This window comes from uncultured Acetobacteroides sp. (genome assembly GCF_963667355.2).
In the GTDB taxonomy this organism is placed as follows: Bacteria; Bacteroidota; Bacteroidia; order Bacteroidales; family ZOR0009; genus Acetobacteroides.
The window spans coordinates 4,051,142-4,077,884 of the sequence record NZ_OY763328.2; the positions used below are offsets into that span (position 1 = coordinate 4,051,142).

A 26,743-nucleotide genomic window follows, 5' to 3' on the forward strand; every position below is an offset into this window, starting at 1 on the left:
TTCTACTATATTTATAGTAAGTTTAGCTCACATTAGGGTTACCCGTTCATCGCGGTAGACAATTTCCTCTACATTTACGCCGTTTTCAAAAAGGTCGTAACGTTGTTATGGCAATAAATATTAACCTAAAATTTTAGCTTAACAATTAATTTTCTTTTCGTCTCGCCTTGCAAAGGCAAATCATTTTTTAGGGTATTCCGTTGGTCTTTCGCTTCAAAAAAAGCAAAGACAATAATTGAGTGAAAAGGTTGACGGTTTACGAAGATTTCACATCCTATTGGGGCGTTTTATCCTCAAAAAAATGCTGTTTATCGAAAAAAGTTGCACCTCTTCATTTGGTGATAGAGGTTTGTACGAATTTTTTACTGACAAATTCTAAATAATAGTTTATGTATCGATTGCTTATCTTTTTTCTGCTTCTACTCGGAGCATCACCTCTAAGCTCCTTTGGAGATACGGGGACTACGCTTATTTCAGGTAAGGTTGTTGATTCACTTTCACGAAAGGGGGTTCCCTTTGTAACCGTTACGGTTCAAAACGCACAAAGTAAGGTTTTAAAACGATTGGCTTCCGATGCCAACGGTACGTTCGAGTTTTCGCTTAAGGAAAACCTCAAAGGCGAGGTGGTTATCTCCGCCGTTGGCTACAACCCTGTAAGGGTAAAGTTTGCGGCAGGTAGTAAGTCAAAAGAAAGCTTAGGCTCGATAATGATGAGCGAGGCATCTGCCAAGCTTGGACAGGTGGTTGTTCAGGCACAAAAGCAGCTGGTTAAGATCGATGTGGATAAGATCTCCTACAACACCGATGCCGACCCCGAAGCGCAAACTTCCAATGCGCTGGATATGCTTCGCAAAGTACCTCTGGTAACGGTTGACGGCGAAGATAACATCACCCTCAAGGGATCATCCAGCTTCAAGATATTGGTTAACGGCAAGGAGTCTACGCTGATGTCTAGCAGCCCTAAGGATATTCTAAAAGGGATGCCCGCCAGCAGCATTAAGAACGTGGAGGTTATTACCAACCCATCATCGAAGTACAGCGCCGAAGGCGTTGGCGGTATCATCAACATCGTGACCACCAAGAAGACGCTCGAAGGAGTAACCGGTAATGTGAACCTCCGAGCCGACAACATCGGAGGGTTTGGCGGTAGCATCTACACCACGGCTAAGATTGGAAAGTTCTCCTTCTCGGTAAACTATGGACCAAACCGCCGAAAGGAGAAGGAGAGCACTAGCAGCTCCATTATGGAAAACTTCCTGAGCCCAACGAACCACAGAACCGAGACCTTCTCGTCATCCAACGGCAGCTCGTACTCCCACTTCGGGTCGGGGGAGATGAGCTACGAGATCGACTCCCTAAATCTCATCAGCATGTCGTTTTGGGGATATGGCGGCAAGTGGAAGAGCAACCCCGATGGAATTACCTCTGTATACGACGACCAGGGAGTCCTATTTCAGCAGTTCAACCAGCAGAACACCTACAAGAGGACCTTTGGGTCGATGTCGGGCAACCTCGACTATCAGCGCTCGTTTAAGAAGCCAGATAAGCTGTTTACCGTTTCGTACAAGCTCGACTACAACCCCAGCGGAACCGAAAACGAGTATGAGGTTAAAGGCATAAAAAACTATACTGACATACAGAATAAGTCGAAGAACGATGCTGCATCGTACGAGCACACCTTTCAGGTCGACTTCGTTAACCCCATCACCGAAAGGCACCAGTATGAGGTGGGCACCAAGTATATCCTACGCACCAACCCCAGCGAAACGGACTACTACAACTTCGTAAATAGCGATTGGGTTGACGACCCTACCCGCTATAATAAGCTTACCTACACCCAGAACATTGTTGCCGCCTATGCCGGTTACCTGTACAAGATGAAGAAGGTATCGCTCAAAACGGGCTTCAGGCTCGAAGGTGCCTACACCGATGCCAACTCTAAGCAGGGTGTTGCTACCAAAACCCCATTCAACAATAACGTAACGGATGTGGTTCCCTACTTCACCCTCTCCTACAAGCTAGCGGAATCTAGCAGCGTGAAGTTCAACTACACCCAGCGCCTGCAGCGTCCCGGCATCTGGTACCTCAACCCTTACGTCGACGACTCCAAGCCTAAAATGATATCCTACGGTAACCCTAACCTAAAGACGGAAAAGGTTAACGCCTTCGATATCAGCTACAGCTACTTTAGCGGAAAAGCAAACCTCGAAGCAGGTCTGTCGACGCGTTTGAATGATAACGCCATCCAAAGCATTATCTCCGTGCGCAGCGATGGTGTTCAGGTTCAAACCTACGAGAATAGCGGCATCAACAACTCCTTTGGGGGAAACCTGTACGGCTCCTACCGTCCTTGGTCAATTCTATCGCTCGATATACACGGCGAGACTTCCTACTCCATTATGGAGCGCAATAGCAACGGCGAAAAGCTCCGTAAGGAAGGATGGGAAACCTACATGGGCGGATCGATTCGCTGGACCATCATAAAGGGGCTTTCGCTATCGACCTACGGCGGCGGAAGTACCGGCTGGCTGCAGCTTCAGGGAAAATCAAAAGGATTCTTCTACAATGGAGTTAGCCTCCGAAAGGATTTACTCAAGAGCAAGATGAACGTGAGCATTTCGGTAAGCAATCCTTTCCAGGAGTACAGAACCTGGAAGTCTGATATGAGGGATGATACCTTCAGCTCGCACAACGAGAATCGATCCCTTAACCGCACCTTTAGCTTCGGCATCAGCTACCGCTTCGGTAAGATGGGCGCCATGGTTAAGAAGGCTCAGCGCGGCATCAATAACGACGACGTTAAGAGTGGCGGCAGCAAAGGCGGTAACGGCGGCGGTGGCAACTAGTCTGCCTAACTACCCGATTTATACCGACACATCACTATGATAAAAGAACGGGAATCCCAACTGAGGGATTCCCGTTTTTGCTGTTTAAGCCGTCCTGTTTTCGGGAAGATCATCCAAGCCTCCTGCTTCATCGGCAAATAATGGGCGTATATCGATTAAAGTTGAAACTAAGCATGGAATGCTAGAGGTTTGTACGGATGTTTTTAACGAATAACCCCAAATAGCATAATCATGTGTCGGTTCTTTTTCGTTTTTCTGCTTCTCGCTGGGGCGTTCCCGCTACGCACCTTTGGCGATTCGGTCTCTACGCTCATTTCAGGAAAAGTCGTTGATTCTCTTTCACGAAAAGGCGTTCCATTTGTAACCGTTACGGTTCAGGACTCGCAGAGTAAGGTGCTAAAGCGGTTAGCCGCCGATGCCAGTGGCGCATTCGAGTTTTCGCTTAAGGAGAACCTTAGAGGCGAGGTGGTTATTTCTGCAGTTGGCTATAAACCCGTAACGGTAAAATTCTTGGCGGGCGCCAAAGCCAAGGAAAATCTCGGTTCCATTACGATGAGCGAGCTATCCACGAAGATCGACCAGGTGGTTGTTCAGGCCCAAAAGCAGCTGGTAAAGATCGATGTGGACAAGATCTCGTACAATACCGATGCCGACCCCGAATCGCAGACCTTAACCGCGCTAGACATGATGCGTAAGGTGCCTTTGCTTACGGTTGACGGCGAGGATAACATCAAGCTTAAAGGTGCCAGCAGCTACAAAATCCTCGTCAACGGCAAGGAGTCGGCCTTGATGTCGGCTAACGCAAAGGATGTGCTCAAGGCCATGCCGGCCAGCAGCATCAGGAGCATCGAGGTGATCACCAACCCATCGTCCAAGTACAGCGCCGAGGGGATTGGCGGCATCATCAACATCATCACCAGCAAAAAAGGGTTATCGGGCTTTTCGGGGAGCCTCCTGTTTCGCCTCGATAACTTGGACGGATATATGAGGCACCTATACGCAACGGCTACGCTTGGGAAGTTTGCGTTTTCGATGAACTACGGGCATGGCTGCTGGAGGTTTCCCGCATCGCAGAGCCACTCTACCCTAAGCAATTTCGGTAGCGAAGACTATCGGTTAACGGTTGGGGAGGGGAGCGCCAAGCGCCATGGCGCTGCCGACTACCTCAGCGGAGAGTTCAGCTACGAAATAGACTCGCTGAACCTCATAAGCGCCTCCTTTATCTGCTATAAAAGCGTGTGGAAAATTGATTCGTACTCCTCAACCGCTGCCTATTCCGCCACAAGTGGGCTTACGCAGCGCTTTACAACCGACAGCTATGCTAAAAACGATTGGGCTTCAATAACAGGGAATGTCGACTACCAGCGTTCGTACCGGAAGCCCGATAAGCTGCTAACCATCTCCTACAAATTCGACTATACCCCCCAAGAGGCTAGCTACACCAACGATATCACTGGCGATATTAGCTACGGCTCGTCTCTTACCAGGTCGAAGAATACGGCAGGCTCCTACGAGAACACCTTCCAGCTCGATTTCGTTAACCCCATCAACAAAAACAGCCTATACGAGGCAGGCGTAAAGTACATCCTACGAACCAATCCGAGCGACGTAAGCTGCTACACCTACAGCACCACCGCCAAGGAGTGGGAGCCCAACCCCTCGCGCAGCAACGACTTAAGCTACACCCAAAGCATTGCTGCTGGCTACCTAGGCTACCTCCTTAAGCTTAAAACGATCTCGGTCAAGGCTGGCTTAAGGCTCGAAGGTGCCTATACCGATGCCTCGTTTAAGCAGGTGGCGGACACCTCATTCAGCAACCGCCAAACCGACCTCATTCCCTATGCAAGCGTGGCGTACCACCTCAGCGAAGCCAGCAGCATCAGGATTTCGTACACCCAGCGCCTGCAGCGCCCCGGCATCGAGTACCTTAACCCCTACATCGACGACAAAAATCCCAAGTATATATCCTACGGATACCCAAACCTGAAAGCCGAAAAGGTGAACTCCGTCGACTGCGGCTATAGCTACTTCACCGGCAAGCTTAAGTTCGACTTCAGCCTCTATGCTCGCCAAAGCAGCAGCGCCATCCAAACGCTAATATTTACGCTACCCACCGGCGTGCAGGTTCAAACCTACCGAAACAGGGGGCGCAGCAGCACCTATGGCGCCTCATTCTACGGATCGGTTACCCCCTCCGCTAAGCTGTCCATTAGCCTAGTACCATCCGTAGAGTACAACACCTACAGGAGCGGATCGTCGGGCGAGAAAATGGAAAGCAGCGGGTGGACCAAAAGTATTAGCGGTAGCTTCAGATGGTGCTTTGCCAAAGGCTTTACCCTTTCGGGCTTCGGAGAGTATGGAAATGGATCGATGGAGCTCCAAGCCAGATGGTCATCCTACACCTATCACGGGTTCACCCTTAGCAGGGACTTCCTTGATCGAAAGTTCAACGCAGCCATCTCCGTGCAAAATCCTTTCAAGAGATATTACACCTCTAGGAGATATGCCGAAGGAGCCACCTTCTCCTCCGTTAGCGAAAACCGACGGGAGGCACGGGTGCTTCAGCTTGCAATCAGCTACCGCTTCGGCAAGATGGGGCAAGCCGTTAAGAAAGCCCAGCGCGGAATTAGCAACGACGATGTTAAGCCAAGTAGCAGCAAGGATCGGAACGAAGGGGCGGGGAGATAGGCTGCCTCGAAGTGGCTGAGCGCGCTCTCTAGCAAGCCGCAGCCCCAGATTCTACAGCCCCATCCCATTTGGTATAGAGCCAAAAAAAAGGCCGATTGCAACAATCGACCTTTTATTTTTTGTATGCCCCACTAGTAGGTTATTTCGCAAAAACCGCACGTAAACCTCACTCAGCTCTTGGCTTACGTTAGCCGGCGCAATGCCGAAATTAAGTGGAGCAACGGTGACAGAATTCTACTCCTGTCTCAACCAAACCCAAATCAACAGACTCAACACCTCGCTAAAAAATAGCTACATGTTAAGCATATAGATGCTGAGGAATATCTTTTTGTTAAAGAACTTGCTTGTTAGTGGTGCAATAGTACGGCTTTTTTTAATTTTTGCAAAAACGAAGGGCGTTTTTTTTGCAAAAAATTTCACGATTGCCCCGTATCCGTTTACCATTATCACCTCAACTCCCGCTATGGCTTGCCGATTCAGCATACTCGCACCTGCGATTTACACACTGGCACCTGCGGCTTACACATTGGCTCCGTCGCTCTACACAATCGCTCCGTTGCTTTACACAATTACACCTGCGGCTTACACAATCACACCTGCGACTTGCACAATTGCACCTGCGAGTTACACATTCAGACCTGCGGCTTACACAATCGCACCTGCGAGTTACACAATCGCTCCTGCGGATTACACATACGCTCCTGCGCTTAGCACAAAGGCTTCCACGCTTAGCGCTATTCCCGCAGGGCTAGCAATTCCTTACCTGCCGCTTCTTGCCCTAGCCTCCATGAAGTACTTCCTATCCTGCTCGTTCATCTTTTCGATGCTGTAGCGCAGCATGGTGCGGGGCATAGCGTGCGCATGCGCTTCGAGGAACTCTCTAAGAACAGCCTCGTCGCGCTTTCCGATCTCGCGCAGGCACCATCCCGAGGCCTTATGAATCAGGTCGTGCTGGTGGTCTAGGAAACCCTCGCACAGGGCCAGCGTATCCCCGTAGCGCCCCTTCCGGATAAAGGTCAGCGTCGAGACAATGGCGATGCGCTGCTCCCACAGGTTCTCCGACTTTGCCAGGGCGAAGAGCCAATCGGCGGGCTTATCCAGCAGGTACTCGCCAACGATGAACTCGCAGCTCAGGTCCACCAAGTCCCAGTTGTTCACGTATCGCGTATTCCTAAGGTAGAGGTCAACGATCTCCCTACGGGCAGCCTCATCCTTCAGCTTCTTGTACTGGTTAACCCAAACCAGCAGCCCTGCCATCCGCACCTCGTGGTACTCCGAGTGCAACAGGTGCTCAACCTCTATAGGCGCTACCTCGTGTAGGTACGGCTTAATGGTAGCCCTCACCACCGGCACCTTAATCCCCAAAAACTTATCCCCCTCGCCATACTGCCCCTGCTCGGTTTTAAAGAAGTACTGAACCACCTTTTGGGTCGATGGATCCTGAAGGTTTACCAGCTCGTCCATTAGGCGCTGGTATGCCGGTGCCGTATCGTTCATAGCGTATCGTATTTGATTGGCTAAAGATAATCTTTTACGAGCTGCCAGTTTTAGGGAATTTGGGTGTCTATATTAATTGGCGCTTTGCCCGTAGTTGCATACTTTTGGCGCTTCAGTGTCCGTAAATACTTACTAAATAAAAAACGAAATGCAGAAGGGGAGATTAGCCCTTGGGCTGGCTGCTTTACTACTCGTAGGCATACCATCGTTGGCTCAAAAGAAGGAGATCACCATCTCCGACCTCATGGATAAGGGAACATTCAGGGCGAAATCGGTCTCGGGCATCAGCTCAATGAACGATGGCGTTAACTATACCGCCTTTAGCGGGAGCGACATCGTCGAGTACAGCTACAAAACCGGCAGGGCGGTTGATACCATTCTTACGGCAGCGCAGCTGCAGAAGTTTGGGCTGAAATCGGTTTCCGACTACGAGTTCAGCGCCGACGAAAAGCAGGTGCTCCTGCTCACCGACAGCGCCCCCATCTACCGTCGATCGTTTACCGCCAGCTACTACATCTTCAATAGGACTACCAAGGAGATCAAGCCGCTTTCGGCAAGCGGCAAGCAGAGCTACGCCACCTTCTCGCCCGATGGCGCCAAGGTAGCCTTCGTCCGCTCCAACAATATTTTTTACGTCGATCTAGCCACCGGCAAGGAGGTACAGGTAACCACCGATGGAAAGTTCAACAGCATCATCAACGGCTCTACCGATTGGGTGTACGAGGAGGAGTTCGGCTTCCCCAAGGCCTTCGAGTGGTCGCCCGACAGCAAAACCATCGCCTACTACCGCTTCGACGAGTCGCGCGTAAAGCTCTTCAACATGACCAAGTTCGAGGGTAAGCTCTACCCCGACAACTACAGCTACAAGTACCCCAAAGCTGGCGAGCAGAACTCAGTTGTCTCCATCTACTGCTACAATCTAGCGGCGGCCAAATCCACCAAGATGAACGTCGGCAACGAGGATAACCAGTACATTGCCCGTATCCGATGGACCAAGAACCCCGCAAAGCTCGCCATGGTACGCCTTAACCGCCTCCAAAACCAGCTCGACATCCTCGTTGGCAGCTCCGCCGACGGCACCACCACCACGCTCTACTCCGAGAAGAACGATAGGTACATCTCCGAGGTAACCGACAGCTACCTCACCTTTCTCGACAACGGCACCCAGTTCATCATCAACAGCGAAAAGGATGGCTTTAACCACCTCTACCTTTTCGATATGAACGGGAAACAGGTAAAGCAGATCACCAAGGGCAGCTGGGATGTAACCGACTTTATAGGTGTTGACCAGAAGAACGGGTTGGCTTACTACATTGCCGCTGCCAAATCGCCCATGCAGCGCGAGCTCTACGTGGCCAACCTTAAGAGCGGCGAAAGCCGTATGCTCTCGACCAATGCAGGAACCAATAAGGCTGTATTTAGCACAGGCTTTAAGTACTACATCAGCTTCTTCAACAGCACTACCACCCCAATGCTTATCACGCTGCATCAGGCAACCGGTAAGCAAATTCGAACCTTGGAGGATAACGCTGCACTAGCGCAAAAGGTCACCGAGTACAATATCACCCCCAAGGAGTTCTTTACCTTTGTAACTCCCGAGGGTGTTACCCTAAATGGCTGGATGATTAAGCCGGTTAACTTCGATCCCGCTAAAAAGTACCCCGTGCTGATGACCCAGTACAGCGGTCCTAACTCGCAGGAGGTGCTCGACCGCTGGGGGCTAGGGTGGGAGAACGTACTTGCCCAAAAGGGATACCTAGTTGTTTGCGTCGATGGTCGCGGAACGGGTGCCCGTGGCGAAGCATTCCGCAAGCAAACCTACGGGCAACTCGGCAAGCTAGAGGTGATCGATCAAATCAGCACCGCCAAGTACGTAGGATCTTTATCCTACGTTGATAAAAGCCGCATCGGCATTTGGGGATGGAGCTTCGGAGGCTTTATGTCGCTCAACGCCATCCTACAGGGTGCCGACATCTTCAAGATGGCTATTGCCGTTGCTCCCGTTACCAACTGGCGCTTCTACGATAGCGTTTACACCGAGCGCTTCAACGGCCTACCCAACGACAACCCCAGCGGCTACGACGATAACTCGCCCATCAACCACGCCGATAAGCTTAAGGGCAAGCTACTAATCGTACACGGCACCGCCGACGATAACGTGCATATCCAAAACTCCTTTGAGTTCGTCTCCAAGCTCATTCAGGCCAACAAGCAGTACGATATGATGGTTTACCCCGATAAGAACCACAGCATCTACGGGGGCAAAACAAGGCTGCAGCTCTACACCAAATTTTTGAATTACGTAGAAACAAACCTATAGCAGGTAAACTTGTAAGTCAATAAGAATAAATGGAGAATGGTTAAAGCCCATTCTCCATTTGTTTTTCAATCCTAAAAAAGTGTAGCTTTTTTCAGCGAAATCCTTGCAGATACCCGAAAAATCTATACTTTTGCACCGTCAATCTTTGAAACGCTGACACAAGCAATGCCCGGATGGCGGAATTGGTAGACGCGCTAGTTTCAGGGACTAGTGTTAGCAATAGCGTGCAGGTTCGAGTCCTGTTCCGGGTACGCAAGTTGATTAAAGCAAATGCTCAGGTGGTGAAATTGGTATACACGCTACTTTGAGGGGGTAGTGGGCGTTAGCCCGTGTGAGTTCGAGTCTCATCCTGAGCACAAATGAAAAGGGATAGCAATTAAAATTGCTATCCCTTTTTCTATTTATATCCTCACCGAATTTTCGGATTGATCCCTTCTGTCTTTTTACTGATTCACAAAAGGCCGCAAAACTTAGCGCTTATTACTAGTTGGGAAAGGCTATTGCTGCGAAATTTCACTAGTTTTGGGTTAAAATAACCATTAGAATATATTCGAATGAAGAAGAAGAAGCTCCTGATTATTCTTGGTTCAATTTTAGGGGTGCTGATATTAGCGATGCTAATTCTGCCATACCTATTTAAGCCAACGATAAAGCAAGCTGCGGATAAGTTTATCGCAGAGAATATCAATGCGGATGTGAAGTTTCCACAGGATGGGCTGAGCCTCGGCATGTTTAGCCACTTCCCCAACTTTACCCTTGCGCTCGAGGATCTGAGCGTTGTGGGGCGCGAAGAGTTTAAGGGCGATACGCTTGTTAGCCTGAAGAAGTTTGAGGTTACGGTTAACATATTTGCGCTGATCAGCTCGGGGCGCATCGAGGTGAACAAGATTATCCTCGATAATCCAAAGCTTAACGTAATGGTGCTGCCCAACGGCAAGGCTAACTACGATATCTACAAGCCAAAGCCCGATACCACCAAGAAGGCTGATACCACCAAATCGGAACCCGTTAAGTTTCGCCTAAAGGAACTATCGCTTAAGAATGCCGACATCATCTACAGCGACCAGAAGTCGAAGATGTTTGCCAGCGTTAAGAACCTAAACATTACCGGTAGCGGCGATTTGGCTGAAAATGTTTTCGACCTTACCACCAAGCTTACCGCCGATAAGGCTACCGTAGCCATGAACGGTACTGAGTACCTCTCCAACAAGTCGCTCGACCTGAACTTTGTGGTGAACATGGACATGAACAACAAGAAGTACACCTTTAAGGAAAACTCCATTAAGGTTAACGATTTCAACTTTGGCTTCGACGGCTGGGTGCAGCTGGCGCAGCAGAATGCCGTAAAGATGGACGTTACCTTTAAGGCGCTCGATAACTCGTTTAAGGGGCTGCTATCGCTGGTTCCTGGCGTGTACACCGAGAGCTTCGGCGATATTAAGGCTGATGGCGACTTCGACTTCAGCGGATACGCTAAGGGAACCTACAAGGATAGCCTACTGCCTGCTTTTGGCGTGAAACTGGTTGCCAAGAATGCCTCGTTTAAGTATCCAAAGGTGTCGGAGGCGATTAAGGACATCAACATCGACCTGAACGTTGACAACAAGGATGGGCTTATCCCAAGCACCTCCATCAACCTTAACAAGTTTAGCTTTAAGATTGGAACCAACCCATTTGATGGCTACCTGAAGGTGGCTAACCTGAGAAACTTCCCTGTAGATGCTAAGGTGAATGCTCGCCTGAACCTTGGAGAGCTAACTTCGGCATTCCCAATAGAGGGGATGACCATTAAGGGGATCTTCGACCTGGCGCTTAACGCCAAGGGCGTTTACGACGATAAGACGGGGGCATTCCCAATACTTGCCGCTTCGGCGAAGCTTACCAACGGTTTTGTGCAGAATAAGCTGCTGCCTACGCCGCTCCAGAACCTCAACTTTGCCATGACGGCCTCCAACACCACCGGTAAGGCGGTGAACACCGTTGTTCAGATTGGCAACTTCAACATGCTGCTTGCCGGCGAAAGCCTGACGGCTACCGGTAGCGTGCAAAACATCAAGGACCTTGCCTGGAACGTAAAGGTTGCCGGTGGCGTGGATCTGGAAAAGATTGCCAAAATTTTCAACCTAAAGGATATGACGCTTAAGGGGAGGGTTAAGGCTAACCTGGCTACCTCCGGTAAGCTATCCGACGTTACCGCCAAGCGCTACGCCAACGTTAAGGCTTCGGGTAACATGAACGTATCGAACTTCTCGTATTCGAGCCCAGCCTTTAAGCAGGGCGTTACCATTAGCACCGCTGCGGTGGTGTTCAACCCTGCATCGATCAACCTTACCAAGTTTGAGTCGAAGGTGGGCAGCAGCCAAATTTCGGCTACCGGAAGCGTATCCAACTATATGGGATTCCTGTTTAAGCCAGATGGCGTGCTGGGCGGAAATCTTAACGTAAATATCCCAACCTTCAACGCCAACGAGTGGATGACCCCTGCCGATAAGGAGGCCGTGGCCAAGCAGCAGGCTGCACAGCCAACCAAGTCGGAGACGAGCACCTCGGTTTCGATGATCCCCAAGAACATCGACTTCGACCTTAAGGCCCACATCGGCAAGTTTACCTACGACAAGATTGTTGCCGACAACGTAAACGCGCTGGTAAGCATCTCGAAGGGCATCATGACCATCAAGGATGCCAACATGGGCATCATCGGCGGGCTGGTAAACGTTAAGGGTACCTTCGACTCCGACGTGAAGAAGCCAACCTTCGACTTCAACCTTGGCGTGAAATCGATATCCATCCCTAAGGCCTTTGAAACGTTTGAAACCATCCAGAAGTACGCGCCGATTTCGCAGTACGTGGTGGGTAACATGGATCTTAACTACAACCTGAAGGGTGATCTTACCAAGGATATGATGCCCAACGTGGCCTCGATGAACGGCGGCGGGCTGGTGAAAATCCTTAGCGGAACGCTTAAGGATACCAAGCTAACCTCGCTGGTGGCCCAGTTCTCCAAGCCAACCACGGCCGGTACGATGACCGAGCTCAGGGAGCTGGCCCTATCGACAACCCTCGAAAATGGCAAGCTGTCGGTGAAGCCATTTGACATCTCGATGCACGGCCGTAAGACCACCGTCAGCGGCTACACCTCGCTCGATGGCGGCATCAACTACAACCTGCTGATGGACGTTCCGGCCAATGCCGTTACCAAATCGCTGAACAGCGCCATGAGCCGATACCTAGGATCAAGCGCAGCTTCGGGCGACATGAAGGTGACCCTTGGCGTTACCGGTACCTACAGCAAGCCTTCGGTGAAGTTGCTTAGCGTAACCAGCGCCGGCGGCAAGACCGTGCAGTCGGAGGTGAAGCAGGCCGTTCAGGATAAGGTGAAGCAGGAGGCCACCAAGGAGGTAACCAAGCAGGCCAATAAGCTGCTCGATAAGGTAATTGGCGGATCGAAAACCGATACGGCCAAAAAGAAGAGCGAAGACCAGCTCAAGGATGCGGCTAAAAAGAAACTCAACGAACTCTTCAAACGCAGGTAATCCAGCAATGATGATAACGAAAGAAAGGCGTCCGAGAGGGCGCCTTTCCTGTTTCTGTAGAGCCGCGATTCATCGCGGCTCCCTACATAAATTCGGGAATGTCTTTTCATCCCAAATGATCCCAAACATTTTTGCGCAAGCCTCTCGGCTGAACCGGCAGCCTTCAACATTTTTGCGGAAGCCTATCGGCTGAACCGGCAGGCCTCAGCATTTTTGCGCAAGCCTCTCGGCTGAACCGGCAGGCTTCAACATTTTTGCGGAAGCCTATCGGCTGAACCGGCAGGCCTCAGCATTTTTGCGCAAGCCTCTCGGCTGAACCGGCAGGCTTCAACATTTTTGCGCAAGCCTATCTACTGAGTAGGGAGGCTTCAACATTTTTGCGCAAGCCTATCTACTGAGTAGGGAGGTTTCAACATTTTTGCGGAAGGCTATCTACTGAGTAGGTAGCCTTCCACATTTTTGCGGAGGTCTATCTACTGAGTAGGCAGCCTTCCACATTTTGTAAAGACCTACACTTACAAAAAGACCTGACAGGTTTTTAAAATCTGTCAGGTCTAGTCCGTATAAAGCTTGTATGAAATTTCCTACTCGGCCGAGGTGGCCACGCGGCTGGCCCTGATCACCCCCTTGATGCGGTTGATGCGGTGGATAATCATGTCCAGCTGCTTGATGTTGCCCACGAACACCTTGATCTTCCCCTCGAAAACGCCGCCCTTGGTGTCGAACGAGGCCGAGCGCAGGCTCACCTTCAGCTCCTTGGTGAGCACCTCCGAGATGCGGTTGAAGAGCCCAATCTGGTCCTCGCCGATGATGCGGATGGTGGTTTGGAACGAGCTCGACTCGCGCGTCTGCTGCCACTTGGCCTTCACGATGCGGTAGGGGTAGCGCTCCAGCATGCTCTTGGCGTTCGGGCAGGTGGCGCGGTGGATCTTGATGCCGTGGCTGATGGTTACAAAGCCAAAGATGTCGTCGCCAAAGATGGGGTTGCAGCAGGTGGCCAGCTTGTAGTCCACGTTGGCCAGGCGCTCGTCGATAATCAGAAAGTCGCCGCTCTCCTGCTCTTTGGGCTGAGCGTAGGCAATCTCGGACGCGCTGCTCTTCTCCTCAACCTGGTCTGCGGTTTCGATGTAGGTCTTGATATCGGCAATGTCGATCTTCTCGTTGGCCAGCATGGCGTAGAACTCGGTAATCGACTTAATCTTATTCTTTTTGATGAACTGCGAGGCCATCTCGTCGGTAAGCTCCAGCTTCCAGTTTTTGAGCCTGCGCAGCAGGAGCTCCTTGCCGATGTTGGCCACCTTCAGCTCCTCCTCCTTGAGGCTCTGCTTGATCTTGCTGCGCGCCTTAGAGGTGATGGCGAACGACAGCCAGTCCTTCGTAGGCTTTTGGTTTTTGGAGGTGATGATCTCCACCTGATCGCCATTCCGCAGGGCATCCTTAATGGAGGCCAGGCGGTTGTTTACCTTGGCGCCCACGCACGACACGCCCAGCTTGGAGTGTACCTCGAAGGCAAAGTCGAGCACCGTTGCCCCGGCGGGGAGCTTCTTGAGGTCGCCGTTGGGGGTAAACACGAAGATCTCCTTCTGGTAGCTGTCCAGCTGCTTTAGGCTCTCCACCATGTCGGTCGAGTCCTCGGCCTGCTCCAGCAGGTTGCGCAGGTCGGTCAGCCAGTCGTCGATGCCCTGCTGCTGCCTAATGCCCTTGTACTTCCAGTGCGCGGCGATACCCATTTCGGCGATCTCGTCCATGCGGCGGGTGCGGATCTGCACCTCCACCCACTTCCCCTCGGGGCCGATGACGGTGGCATGCAGGCTCTCGTAGCCGTTCGACTTGGGCACCGATATCCAGTCCCTCATGCGCTCGGGGTTGGGGATGTACTTCTCGGTAACGATAGAGTAGGTCCTCCAGCACTCGGCCTTTTCGAGGGGCAGCTCGCTTTCGAGGATGATACGGATGGCGAACAGGTCGAACACCTCCTCGAAGGGAATCTTCTGCTTCTTCATCTTTTTCCAGATGGAGTAGATCGATTTGGTTCGGCTCTTAATCTCGTACTTCTGTCCGTACTGGTCGAGCCCGGCCACGATGGGCTTTACGAACTTCTCGATGTAGGTATTACGCTCCTTGGCGGTCTCCTCGAGCTTGGTTGTGATATTGATGTAGTCGGCGGGTTCGGTGTACTTCAGCGAGAGATCCTCGAGCTCCGTCTTTACGGAGTAGAGCCCCAGGCGGTGCGCCAATGGCGCGTATAGGGTAAGCGTTTCGTTGGCCTTCTTCACCTGCTTGCTATCGGCAAAGAAGTAAAGATGGCGCATCACATCGAGCCTATCGGCCAGCTTTATCAGGATAACGCGTGGATCGGCCGAGTAGGATATCACCAGCTGGCGGTAGTTCTCCACCTCGCTCGAGCTGGTTTTTGGATCTATTTTAGAGATTTTGTTCAGCCCCGTAACGATGGTGGCAACCTCGGGGTTGTACTCCTTGGCAAAATCATCGTCGTCAAAGCCGTTAATCCGCGAGGTCTCGTGGAGCAAAACCGATATGGCAGCCGTACCCTTAAGGCCGATTTCATCGACTACGATTTGGGCTACGGCTAGGGCATGGAAGATAAAAGGATCGCCATTTTCGCGGCGTTTCTCCCTGTGGGCATTGGCCGAAACGCGAAAGGCCTTCTTTAAAAGAAGAAGTTCCTCCTGCGAGCTGCTCTGTTTGCACGATTTGTATAGGCTTCTAAAACGGCTGAGTAGCTCCCTTTTCTCCTCTTTTTCTAAATCCAGATCTTCCATACGTATCATTTTTCGTAAAAATATTAATTATCGAAGGAAATAATTTATCTTAACCATCGGTTTAGTGTTGTTTTTTATCAAAAAACAAACAAGTACTTTTGCTTAAAATAGATTCGAATGACCACCGAAAATACCGCCTCCAAAGCCCAGAAATTAAGAAGCCTTTTAGAACAAGCCAACTACGAGTACTACGTGCTCAATAATCCTTCGATAAGCGACTACGAGTACGACATGCACATGAAGGAGCTGCAGGAGCTGGAAAGGCAGCACCCCGAGCTCCAAGACCCCAATTCGCCAACCCAGCGCGTGGGCAACGACAGCAACCAGGCCTTCGAGCAGGTGGAGCACCGCTACCCAATGCTTTCGCTCTCCAACGCCTACTCCTTTGACGAGCTGGCCGACTTCGACGCCAAGGTTCGCAAGGTGGTGCCCAATGCCAAGTACTCCTGCGAACTTAAATTCGATGGAACGGCAATCGGCATTACCTATGTAAACGGTAGCCTGGTGCGCGCCGTAACCCGTGGCGACGGCGTTAAGGGCGATGATGTTACCGCCAACGTGAAAACAATAAAGAGCGTACCGCTGAAGCTTCGTGGCGAGGGGTACCCTCAGGAGTTCGAGGTTAGGGGTGAGATTATTTTGCCTCACACCTCGTTCGATAGGATGAATAGCGAGCGCGAGGAGATCGGCGAGCAGCCCTTTGCCAATCCGCGCAACGCCGCAGCTGGCACGCTGAAGCTGCAAAACTCGTCGGTGGTAGCCAAGCGCGGCCTCGACTGCTTTCTCTACTTCCTCTTAGGCGAAGCGCTTCCTTCCGATAGCCACTACCATAACATTCAGCAGCTGCGCAGCTGGGGCTTCAAGGTGTCGGAGCACATGCGCCTTTGCGGCAGCATGGCGGAGGTTGAGGAGTTTATTCATTACTGGGATAAAGAACGCGAGAATCTACCCTACGATACCGATGGCGCCGTAATTAAGGTTGACAGCCTTTCCGACCAGGAAGATTTGGGCTTTACGGCTAAGTCGCCCAAGTGGGCCATTGCCTACAAGTTTAAGGCCGAGCAGGCCTCCACCAAGCTGCTAAGCGTCGACTTTCAGGTGGGCAGAACCGGCGCCATAACGCCCGTAGCCAACCTAGAGCCCGTACAGCTGGCAGGCACAACGGTAAAGCGCGCATCGCTGCACAATGCCGATCAAATAGAACTTCTTGATCTCCGAATCGGTGATTACGTTCTGGTGGAAAAGGGAGGCGAAATCATCCCCAAGGTTGTTGGGGTAGATTTGGCTAAGCGGGCGGAAGGCTTATCACCCTTTAGGTATATAACCCACTGTCCGGAGTGCGGCACCGAGCTAATCCGTGAGGAAGGCGAAGCCAAGCACTTTTGCCCCAACGATGCTGGATGTCCACCTCAAATCATTGGACGAATAGAGCACTACATCAGCCGTAAGGCTATGAATATAGAGGGGCTAGGCTCCGAAACCGTGGAGCTGTTTTACCGCACCGGACTGGTTAGCGACATCGCCGACTTGTACCCCTTATCCGTCGACAAGATTAAGGATCTTGAGCGCCTAGGCACGAAATCGGCCGAAAACATTGTTAAGAGCATTGAGGCATCTAAGCAGGTGGGCTTCGAGAGGGTACTCTACGCCATCGGTATCCGCTACATTGGCGAGGTAACGGCAAAGAAGCTGGCTGCTCACCTAAAGAGCATTGATGCCATTATTGCCGCCTCGTACGACGAGCTGGTGCAGGTAGAAGAGGTTGGCGCCAAAATCGCGGAAAGCATCCAATACCATTTTAGCGAACCTAAAAACCTCGAGCAGGTAAGGCGTCTTAGAGAATTTGGCGTACAAATGGAGCAGAAGGAGGTTGAAAGGGCTTCGGATAAGCTAAAAGGTTTTACCTTTGTGATCAGCGGAACCTTCGATATCCCTCGTGATGATATAAAAAGGATGATCGAGGATAACGGCGGTAAGATGCTTAGCAGCATATCGGGCAATCTTAGCTACCTGGTGGTAGGCGAGAACATGGGACCATCGAAGCTCGAAAAGGCAAATAAGCTGGGCATCAAAATGATTAATCTGGACGAACTTTATACGTTGATAAACAAATAGGTTTATGCTTACTGCGATTAAGAGAAGTTTTCAAAAACGGGCGTTTGCTGCATTGCAATCCAATGTAAGCGCAATGCGAGAAAGGTATTTCACCCCACTTGATAAGGTAAAAAGCGCTGTTCTTCTGTATAAAGTTGAAAACGAAAATCAGCTCTCGGACCTTTATGCCTTTATCGATAGGGTAGTGGCAAAAGGTATCGACGTTGATTGTATTATGGTGGGTAAATCAAAGGACCTTCAGTCGGCATACCCTAAGACGGCTAATTTTTACCGTGCTAGCACGCAGGAGGTGAAGTGGAATGGAGTGCCCAAAAACGAGGAGCTTCTGAAACTTTTACAGAAGAATCACGATTATTTAATAGATTTGAGCCGCCTAGAATCGCAGCTTTGTGCTTACCTTGCCACCGCATCGTTGGCTAAGTTCAAGATAGGAAGCATCGACATTGCCGATTCTCCCTTCGATTTTACCATCGATGTTGATGGCAACGTAGACTTGGAATTCTTGCAGGAGCAGATGTTTGCCTATCTGCAAAAAATTGGATAGTTGTTTTAAGAATTAATGCATATGAATTTAAGAGGAGTTGGTGTAGCGCTTGTTACACCCTTTAACGAAGATGGAAGCGTAGACTTTGAGTCGTTAACTCGTTTGGTAGAGTACGTTTCTACCAATGATGTTGACTACCTAGTTGTTCACGGAACAACCGGCGAAACCCCTACATTGACTAAAGAGGAAAAGCGGGCAATCGTCAAACATGTTCACGAGAGCAACAAGGCTAAGCTTCCGATGGTTATTGGATGCGGCGGCAATAGCACCGCCGAGGTTATCGCTCTTCTGAATGATGAGATGTACAAGCATGCCGATGCCATCCTATCGGTAACGCCATACTACAACAAGCCTAATCAGGCAGGGCTGTACGAGCACTACAAGGCAATAGCCTCGGCTTCTAAGAAGCCTGTTGTGCTGTATAATGTGCCAGGACGTACAGGCGTGAACCTTACCGCTGAAACCATCATCCGCCTGGCGAACGACTTTGAGAATATCATCGCCATTAAGGAGGCCGATACCGACATGAACAAGATGATTAAGGTGCTAAAGGGGAGACCCGAAGGATTCCTTGTTCTTTCGGCTGATGACGCTCACGTGATTCCTCAAGTTGCCGTTGGCGCCGATGGCGTGATTTCGGTTGCCGCCAACGCTTACCCAAAGGAGTTCTGCAGCATGGTTCACCTCGTTTTGAGCGGCAAGTTTGAGGAGGCTTTACCAACGCTATACAAGCTCGCCGATCCTATCGACCAGCTTTTCGCTGAAGGAAATCCAACAGGCGTCAAGGCTGCTCTTGGCAAGTTGGGCATCTGTAAGAATGTTCTCCGCCTCCCTCTGGTGCCTGCTTCCGATAAGCTTTACGGCGATATTGTGAAGTACATCGACGGCAATATGTAGCCTCTATAGCCTCTACGATACGGTTAAGCCCAAGAGCAACTCTGCTCTTGGGCTTTTTATTTTCTATTGATTCACCTCCAAGGTATAGGCTTTGGCAATAAGCCACCTCGAGCAGCCTTACAACCTTACTCTGGGGCCATCGCGTGGTCGTAAAGAGCGATGCGAGGTGCCTCAGGATACCCAATAAGCTGCTCTGAACTGCTTATAACCGGCTCCGAACAGGTAATAACCAGTTGCGTACAGGTTCGTAACCAGTTCTGAGCAGGTAATAACCAGTTGCGAGCAGGTAATAACCAGTTCCGAACTGGTTCGTAACCTGTTTCGAGCAGGTAATAACCAGTTCCGAACTGGTTATTGAGGCTTCCACCGTGGCTTTCATCATCAGCAAAGGGGGTGCAAGGCCTGTAAGCCTCGTCGCTTAGGCGAGAAATAGGCAACGTAAAGGGTAAGGTGCCAATGTGTAAGCCGCAGGTGCGGGGCTGCTGGTGGGGATTCAGGAATTATTCACGGAGCTGTGTCTACCCTATTTTCTCGGAAGCAGGAGTAGCGTCTGACATTTGGGCTTACAGCTAAAATAGCAACCTGTATTCAATGCAAGTCCTAATCTATTAAGGTGTACATGTAAAGGTTAAAAGAGTATTAAATGCAATTTCGAAGATTAAGCTACAATTTGTAAGCGCTTTTTTGGGGCTGCTCTACATCTCAAGTTCTAAATTAGGAGTATTTAAAAATAGTAGTAAGAAAACGGCTTTATAATGCTTATAATCAATTTATGTATTGGCAGTCAGCCCCAATTCGATTGATTTTTATTATTGGAAATAATCTCTACTTTTAGCAAAACGCGAAAATAGAAAGCCAATATTCGTACAGCTCTCTCTGATTATTTTAGAGTTATTAAGGAGTAGGCGGTAAATTGTAATGTTGGCATAGCATTACACCAAAGCAAGCCATTGTTTACGCGTGAGCTCATTCTTGTTCTTTAACCTGTTTTTAAGTCGCTTTGTAAGCGGATACTGTTATAGTAGTAATTGCTCGCCCTGCATGTTGGCTTATATAATTTACTAGACGCTGTCTAGATACTGTACTGGTGTGGGCGTTTTTTACAAGGCATCTTGCGTAGTAGCGGATTTGTTGTTCGGGGCATTTGGATTACGCTGCTAAAAACACGAGGCAACAGGATAAATCGTGCTTATGCGATATATTGTAATGCATAAAATACCTAGATATATAGTCGATTAGTTAAGTAATTTGATGGTATTGTTGTATAGTGCTTACATATTGTAAGCATGGTAGGATTTCGAGGAGCTTTGAATGTTTTTTTGAGTAAAATATAGGAAAGGAAGCACACTTATGGAAAAGGATTATCCCCAGCAGCAAGGAATGTACGATCCTGCTTTTGAGAAAGACGCATGTGGAATAGGTGCAATTGCCAGCATTAAGGGTATTCGGTCGCATAAAATTGTCACCGATGCGCTTCGGGTGCTCACCAAGCTCGATCACCGTGGCGGTGTGGGAGCCGATCCCAACGTTGGCGATGGTGCTGGCATTCTGATTCAGCTTCCGCATAAGTTTCTCACAAAGAAGATTCGTTTTTCGCTTGGCGAAGAGGGGCAATACGCCGTAGGGATGTTCTTTTTACCTCACGATGGAGCCGAGAGAAAGCGCGCCATGCTCATCTTCGAAAACATTGTAGATGTACACAACCATACTTTTCTGGGATGGAGGGAGGTGCCGATTAACGCTTCGAGCCTTGGCGATGCATCGCGCGACGCCATGCCCTACATTGCGCAGGCATTTGTAAAGCGTAACGACGATAGCACCGATAGGCAAAAGTTCGATGTCGACCTATTCGCTATACGAAAGGAGTTCGAGAAGCTCGCTCCCGACTCGTACATCTGCTCGCTTTCGTGCCGAACCATCGTTTATAAGGGGATGCTAACCTCTAAGCAGCTCGAGGTGTTCTACCCCGACCTAAACGACGAGGCTATGGAAAGCGCGCTGGCGCTGGTTCACTCGCGCTTTAGCACCAACACCTTTCCTTCGTGGAGGAGGGCGCATCCCAACCGCCTGATCATCCATAATGGCGAGATCAACACCATTAAGGGAAACCAGAATTGGATGACCGCCCGCGAGGGCAACTTTACCTCGAAGGTGTTTGGCGATAACCTCTCGAAGGTGCTTCCCGTAATTAACCCCGATGGTTCGGACTCCTCCATGCTCGACAACTCCATCGAGTTTATGGTGATGAATGGGCGTACCCTCCCCGAAGCGGTGATGATGCACATTCCCGAGCCTTGGAGCAAGAATAAGGAGCTGAACCGTAGCGTGCGCGACTACTTCGAGTATAAATCGACCATGATGGAGCCCTGGGATGGTCCGGCAGCCATCGCCTTTACCGATGGCGAGCAGCTGGGGGCGGTACTCGACAGAAACGGCCTTCGTCCGGCTCGCTACTATATCACCAAAGATGACTACCTTTTGCTTGCATCGGAGGTTGGGGTGTTCGATGTGGCTCAGAAAAATATTAAAACCAAAGGACGCTTAAAGCCTGGTAAGATGCTTTTGGTGGATACCGCTAAGGGCGAACTCATCAACGATAAGAAGCTAAAGGATACCTACTCGCGCCGCAAGCAGTACGCGAAGTGGATTGAGCGCAGCTTGGTTAAGCTGGAGCAGGCTATCGATGAGCACGAGGAGTCTACGGTTGACTACAGCCGCTACCTGAAGGGGTTTGGCTATACCTACGAGGATGTTTACTCCATCATCCAGCCCATGGCGACAACCGGCGATGACCCGCTATCGGCAATGGGGGTTGATACGCCGTTGGCGGTGCTCAGCAACAAGAGCAAGCTGCTGTACGACTACTTTAAGCAGATGTTCGCGCAGGTAACCAATCCGCCAATCGACGCCATTCGCGAGGAGATTGTAACCTCGGTGAGGGTGTACTTGGGTGCCGAGGGTAATATCCTAGAGGATTCGGAGAAGAACTGTACCCGCATTAAGCTGGCTAGCCCCATTATCAGCAACCTCGACCTAAAGAATATCGAGGGCCTTGACAACAGAGGCTTCCGAAGCGTTCGCCTGCCACTTTACTTCGACAAGTCGTTGGGCAAAAACGGGCTGGAGATTGCGCTTAAGGAGCTCTGCAAGTTGGCCGATAAGGCTATCGCTAAGAAGGCATCAATCCTTATTCTTAGCGATAAGGAGGTTGATGAAAACAAGGTACAGATACCAGCGCTGCTGGCAACATCGGCGCTGCACCATCACCTAATAAAGAAGGCTAAGAGAACAAAGGCAAGCATCGTTGTAGAGTCGGCAGAGCCCCGCGAGGTACACCACTTTGCGCTGCTGCTGGGCTTTGGGGCAAACGCCATCAACCCATACTTCGTTTACGATATTATCAAAAACTTGGTTGATAGCAAGACCATTGCCAAGTCGTACAAGGATGCCGTTCACACCTACGATAAGGCTATTCTTAAAGGTGTTGTAAAGGTTATCTCCAAGATGGGAATTTCCACCATCCAGTCGTACTGCGGTGCGCAGATATTCGAGGCGCTAGGGCTGTCGAGTAAGCTGGTTGAGACATACTTTGCAGGTACACCTACCCGCATTGAGGGGCTCGACATTGAGGACGTTGCCAAGGAGACTATCGAAAGGCATGCTCGTGGATTTGATAGCCGGGTTACCGACTTTTCGTTGGACTCGGAGGGTAGCATTAAGTACCGCAGTTCGCAGGAGGAGCACCTGTACAACCCCATGTCGATTTACAAGTTGCAGAACGCCTGCCGAACCGGCAGCTACAAGGAGTTTAAGGAGTACACAGCCCTATTCCATAACGAAATGTCGGCTGTTACGCTCCGCAACCTGCTCGATTTCCGCTTTCAGGAGCCAATTCCGATAGAAGAGGTTGAGCCTGCTGAGAATATCGTTAAGCGCTTTAAGACGGGAGCTATGTCGTACGGCTCAATCAGCAAGGAGGCGCACGAGTGCTTGGCTATTGCCATGAACCGACTTGGCGGCAAGTCGAATACCGGAGAAGGAGGCGAGGAGCGCGAGCGCTTCACCCGCGATGAGAACGGCGATCTTCGAAGCTCGGCAATTAAGCAGATTGCCTCTGGTAGATTTGGCGTTACCTCGGAGTATCTGCTGAATGCAAAGGAAATTCAGATAAAGATGGCGCAGGGTGCCAAGCCTGGCGAGGGAGGTCAGCTTCCCGGAACAAAGGTTTACCCCTGGATTGCCAAGGCTCGCCACGCAACGGTAGGAGTGGGGCTGATATCTCCACCACCTCACCACGATATCTACTCTATCGAGGATTTAGCCCAGCTAATCTACGACATGAAAAACGCCAACCAGCAAGCGCTTATCAACGTTAAGTTGGTGTCGGAGGCAGGCGTTGGAACGGTTGCCGCAGGTGTTGCCAAGGGTGGCGCCGATGTAATCCTTATAAGTGGTTACGATGGCGGAACAGGTGCATCGCCAATGACCTCTATTCGTCATGGTGGACTACCTTGGGAAATGGGGCTTGCCGAGGCGCATCAAACACTGGTGCTGAATGGGCTTCGTCAGCGCGTTAAGATTGAAACCGATGGCAAGCTGATGACGGGTAAGGATGTGGTGATTGCTGCTCTTTTGGGTGCCGAAGAATACGGCTTTGCAACGGCTCCACTAGCTGCCATTGGCTGCGTAATGATGCGCGTATGTAACCTCGACACCTGCCCGGTTGGTATTGCCACCCAAAACGAGGAGCTGCGCAAGCGTTTTACAGGAAAGCCTGAGTACGTGGTAAACTTTATGATGTTTATCGCCCAAGAGATGCGCGAGTACATGGCGGAGCTTGGCTTCCGTACCATCGACGAGATGGTTGGGCGTACCGATAAGCTTTGCCAGAAGACGGTTGAAGGGTGGAAGGCACAGAAGGTAAACCTAACTAGGGTGCTCTTCAAGAACTTCAAGATGCCAAACTCGAACTACCATTTCGAGCAGAAGTACGACCAGAAGCTGTACGAAACCATCGATGCAACGGTGTTGCTAGACAAGGCTTCGAAGGCGCTGGACGCTGGCGAAAAGGTATCCATCGAATTGCATGTCGATAATGTGAATAGAACCATTGGAACCATACTTGGTAGCGAAATTACCAGGAGGTACCAGAATAAAGGACTTCCCGAAGATACCATCTGGATTAAGATGAAGGGCGCAGGCGGACAAAGCATGGGCGCTTTTATCCCAAGCGGTATAACCCTCGAGCTTTGGGGCGATGCTAACGACTACGTGGGCAAGGGCCTTTCGGGCGGTAAGATTATCGTTCAGGAGGAGCAGTCCACCAGCCGCGAGGCATACGAGAATATTGTAATCGGTAACGTTGCCTTCTACGGCGCGACAAGCGGTAAGGCGTACATCAACGGGGCGGCAGGCGAGCGCTTCTGCGTTCGTAACTCGGGTGTCGATGCTGTAGTGGAAGGTGTTGGCGACCACGGTTGCGAGTACATGACAGGTGGTAGGGTGGTTATCCTAGGAACCATTGGCAGAAACTTTGCCGCTGGTATGTCGGGCGGTATTGCCTACATTCAGGATGAAACGGGCATGAACCGAAGCCGCATCAACACCGACATGGTGTACGTCGAGAAGCTCGATGGCGAGGACGAGGTGGTGCTACAGCAAATGCTGGAAGATCACTATAAGCACACCCGCTCGGCAGTAACCAAGAAGGTGCTGGATCGCTTCGATCTGAAAAAAATTCAGTTTGTAAAGGTGCTGCCTAAGGACTACAAGAAGATTATGACGCTGATTAAGCGATACGAGCAGGCAGGTTATGGCTTCGATGAGGCGGAGAGGCTTGCTTTTGCTGATGTTATAACCGTAAAGAAATAGGGGATTAAACGATGGGAAAACCTACAGGATTTTTAGAAATACCAAGGAGCGTTTCCTCCAAGAAGCATCCTACGGCACGATTAAAAGATTACAAGGAATATATAGTTCTTCTGCCCAAAAGCGAGCAGGGCAAGCAGGGTGCTCGCTGCATGGATTGCGGGATACCATTCTGCCAGTCGGGTGTTACCATTAACAACATGACTACGGGATGTCCGCTCCACAACCTAATTCCGGAGTGGAACGACCTTATCTTTAAGGGTAAGTGGAACGAGGCGGTGGTTCGCCTGCATAAAACCAACAACTTTCCGGAGTTTACCGGGCGTGTTTGTCCAGCCCCTTGCGAGGCTGCCTGTACGGTAGCGCTTCACGGTGAAGCGGTGACAATTAAAGAAAATGAGTGCTCAATTATCGAGCGTGCCTTTGAGGATAAGCTGGTTGTTGCCCATCCGCCCAAGGTACGAACGGGCAAAACGGTTGCGGTGGTAGGCTCTGGTCCTTCGGGATTGGCTGTTGCCGATCAGCTGAATAAGGCTGGGCATACGGTAACCGTGTACGAACGTGCCGATAGGGTTGGCGGTTTGCTGATGTACGGCATTCCCAACATGAAGCTCGACAAAAAGGTTATCGACCGCCGCGTTCGCCTTCTGAAAAAGGAGGGAATCACCTTTAAAACCAATGCCGATGTTGGGGGAAATGTAGATGCAAAGGAGCTGCATAGCAGCTACGATGCGGTTGTGCTGGCCTGTGGGGCAACCAAGCCTCGCGACATTGTGGCAAAGGGGCGCGAGCTCAAGGGCATCCACTTTGCGGTAGACTTCCTTAAGGCAACCACCAAGAGTTTGCTCGACTCCCATCTAAAAGATGAGTGCTACATCTCGGCAAAGGATAAGAACGTCATCATTATTGGTGGTGGCGATACCGGAACCGACTGCGTGGCAACCAGCCTTCGCCATGAATGTGCGGGCTTGATGCAGATCGAAATCATGGAGAAGCTGCCGCCGTTGCGCGCCAACAATAACCCTTGGCCACAGTTCCCCAAGGTGCATAAAACCGACTACGGTCAGGTGGAGTTTGCCCAAAAGTACGGCGACGATCCCAGAACCTTTGGTACGGTTGTTAAGGAGTTCGTAGGGAACGATAAGGGTGAGGTTACTCAGATTAAAACTGTGAAGATTAAGTGGGCTGTAGGACCAAGTGGCGGAATGCAGCCTGCCGAAGTACCAGGAACAGAGGAGGTGATCGATGCCGATTTGGTGCTGCTGGCAATGGGATTTGTTGGTCCAGAACAGGAGATCCTAAAGCAGCTGAACGTCGAAACCGATGGCAGAACCAACGTAAAGGCCGACTACGGGAAGTTTACCACCAGCGTCGATAAGGTATTTGCCTGCGGCGACGTTCGTCGCGGTCAGAGTTTGGTGGTGTGGGCCATCAACGAAGGGCGCGAGTGCGCCAAGGCGGTGGACGAATACCTGATGGGGTATACCATACTTTAGGAATCAAGACGCACGACACATGTATCAAGAGGATTTCGCAGTACGTGTATCTATTATCTATTATCTAAAGTCTAATGTCTAGTATCTAATATCTTGATTCTTGAATTAGACTAAAAGGCTTACAAGGCTGTACCGTTTGGTGCCCCTTGTAAGCTT

Annotated in this window: 11 protein-coding genes and 2 tRNA genes; 11 read left to right on the top strand and 2 right to left on the bottom strand. The window is 50.6% G+C overall.

Features of this window, described 5'->3' with window-relative positions:
* The first annotated feature begins 389 nt into the window (after positions 1 to 389).
* Both ACHZA1_RS16750 and ACHZA1_RS16755 read left to right on the top strand, forming a co-directional pair.
* On the top strand, positions 390 to 2,846 hold the full coding sequence (locus ACHZA1_RS16750; protein ID WP_320053011.1) for a TonB-dependent receptor domain-containing protein: 2,457 nt from the start codon (positions 390 to 392) through the stop codon (positions 2,844 to 2,846).
* A 231-nt stretch (positions 2,847 to 3,077) separates the two neighbouring features.
* Positions 3,078 to 5,534, top strand: a complete 2,457-nt coding sequence (locus ACHZA1_RS16755; RefSeq protein ID WP_320053012.1) for an outer membrane beta-barrel family protein — start codon at positions 3,078 to 3,080, stop codon at positions 5,532 to 5,534.
* Positions 5,535 to 6,293: 759 nt separating this feature from the next.
* Here ACHZA1_RS16755 and ACHZA1_RS16760 read toward each other — a convergent pair.
* Complete coding sequence (locus ACHZA1_RS16760) at positions 6,294 to 7,031, bottom strand: DNA alkylation repair protein (protein ID WP_320053013.1); 738 nt, start codon at positions 7,029 to 7,031, stop codon at positions 6,294 to 6,296.
* Positions 7,032 to 7,179: 148 nt separating this feature from the next.
* Between ACHZA1_RS16760 and ACHZA1_RS16765 the strand changes: the two genes are divergently transcribed.
* From ACHZA1_RS16765 to ACHZA1_RS16780, 4 genes are all read left to right on the top strand, one after another.
* Positions 7,180 to 9,351 (top strand): S9 family peptidase, encoded by a 2,172-nt coding sequence (locus ACHZA1_RS16765; protein ID WP_320053014.1) that lies wholly within the window; start codon positions 7,180 to 7,182, stop codon positions 9,349 to 9,351.
* Positions 9,352 to 9,518: 167 nt separating this feature from the next.
* Positions 9,519 to 9,602 (top strand) — tRNA-Leu (locus ACHZA1_RS16770).
* 21 nt (positions 9,603 to 9,623) lie between these two features.
* Positions 9,624 to 9,707 (top strand) — tRNA-Leu (locus ACHZA1_RS16775).
* A 198-nt stretch (positions 9,708 to 9,905) separates the two neighbouring features.
* A complete protein-coding gene (locus tag ACHZA1_RS16780; protein ID WP_320053015.1) occupies positions 9,906 to 12,884 on the top strand; it encodes an AsmA-like C-terminal region-containing protein in 2,979 nt (992 codons plus the stop codon).
* 584 nt (positions 12,885 to 13,468) lie between these two features.
* Here the strand turns inward: ACHZA1_RS16780 and ACHZA1_RS16785 are convergent.
* Positions 13,469 to 15,667, bottom strand: a complete 2,199-nt coding sequence (locus ACHZA1_RS16785) for a RelA/SpoT family protein (RefSeq protein ID WP_320053016.1) — start codon at positions 15,665 to 15,667, stop codon at positions 13,469 to 13,471.
* Positions 15,668 to 15,784: 117 nt separating this feature from the next.
* On the opposite strand from ACHZA1_RS16785, the gene ligA reads away from it, so the two are divergent.
* The 5 genes from ligA (at position 15,785) to ACHZA1_RS16810 (ending at position 26,587) form a co-directional block, all read left to right on the top strand.
* Positions 15,785 to 17,782: an NAD-dependent DNA ligase LigA gene (gene ligA, locus ACHZA1_RS16790; protein ID WP_320053017.1), complete on the top strand. Its 1,998-nt coding sequence runs from the start codon at positions 15,785 to 15,787 to the stop codon at positions 17,780 to 17,782.
* Between the two features lie 73 nt (positions 17,783 to 17,855).
* Positions 17,856 to 18,326, top strand: coding sequence for a DUF6913 domain-containing protein (locus ACHZA1_RS16795; RefSeq protein ID WP_320053018.1), 471 nt, complete (start codon positions 17,856 to 17,858; stop codon positions 18,324 to 18,326).
* Positions 18,327 to 18,347: 21 nt separating this feature from the next.
* Entirely contained in the window at positions 18,348 to 19,223 is an 876-nt protein-coding gene (dapA, locus tag ACHZA1_RS16800) for a 4-hydroxy-tetrahydrodipicolinate synthase (protein WP_320053019.1), read from the top strand.
* Between the two features lie 1,350 nt (positions 19,224 to 20,573).
* Positions 20,574 to 25,094 carry a glutamate synthase large subunit gene (gene gltB, locus ACHZA1_RS16805; protein ID WP_320053020.1) on the top strand — a complete coding sequence of 1,507 codons (4,521 nt, stop codon included), beginning with the start codon at positions 20,574 to 20,576 and terminating at the stop codon, positions 25,092 to 25,094.
* A gap of 11 nt (positions 25,095 to 25,105) precedes the next feature.
* On the top strand, positions 25,106 to 26,587 hold the full coding sequence (locus ACHZA1_RS16810) for a glutamate synthase subunit beta (RefSeq protein ID WP_320053021.1): 1,482 nt from the start codon (positions 25,106 to 25,108) through the stop codon (positions 26,585 to 26,587).
* The last annotated feature ends 156 nt before the right edge of the window (positions 26,588 to 26,743 follow it).

Excerpts from the sequence above, each read along its gene's own strand:
- ACHZA1_RS16780 (WP_320053015.1), top strand. The coding sequence starts at position 9,906 with ATGAAGAAGAAGAAGCTCCTGATTATTCTTGGTTCAATTTTAGGGGTG.
- ACHZA1_RS16765 (WP_320053014.1), top strand. The coding sequence starts at position 7,180 with ATGCAGAAGGGGAGATTAGCCCTTGGGCTGGCTGCTTTACTACTCGTA.
- ACHZA1_RS16750 (WP_320053011.1), top strand. The coding sequence starts at position 390 with ATGTATCGATTGCTTATCTTTTTTCTGCTTCTACTCGGAGCATCACCT.
- gltB (WP_320053020.1), top strand. The coding sequence starts at position 20,574 with ATGGAAAAGGATTATCCCCAGCAGCAAGGAATGTACGATCCTGCTTTT.
- ACHZA1_RS16755 (WP_320053012.1), top strand. The coding sequence starts at position 3,078 with ATGTGTCGGTTCTTTTTCGTTTTTCTGCTTCTCGCTGGGGCGTTCCCG.
- ACHZA1_RS16810 (WP_320053021.1), top strand. The coding sequence starts at position 25,106 with ATGGGAAAACCTACAGGATTTTTAGAAATACCAAGGAGCGTTTCCTCC.
- ACHZA1_RS16785 (WP_320053016.1), bottom strand. The coding sequence starts at position 15,667 with ATGGAAGATCTGGATTTAGAAAAAGAGGAGAAAAGGGAGCTACTCAGC.
- ligA (WP_320053017.1), top strand. The coding sequence starts at position 15,785 with ATGACCACCGAAAATACCGCCTCCAAAGCCCAGAAATTAAGAAGCCTT.
- dapA (WP_320053019.1), top strand. The coding sequence starts at position 18,348 with ATGAATTTAAGAGGAGTTGGTGTAGCGCTTGTTACACCCTTTAACGAA.
- ACHZA1_RS16760 (WP_320053013.1), bottom strand. The coding sequence starts at position 7,031 with ATGAACGATACGGCACCGGCATACCAGCGCCTAATGGACGAGCTGGTA.
- ACHZA1_RS16795 (WP_320053018.1), top strand. The coding sequence starts at position 17,856 with ATGCGAGAAAGGTATTTCACCCCACTTGATAAGGTAAAAAGCGCTGTT.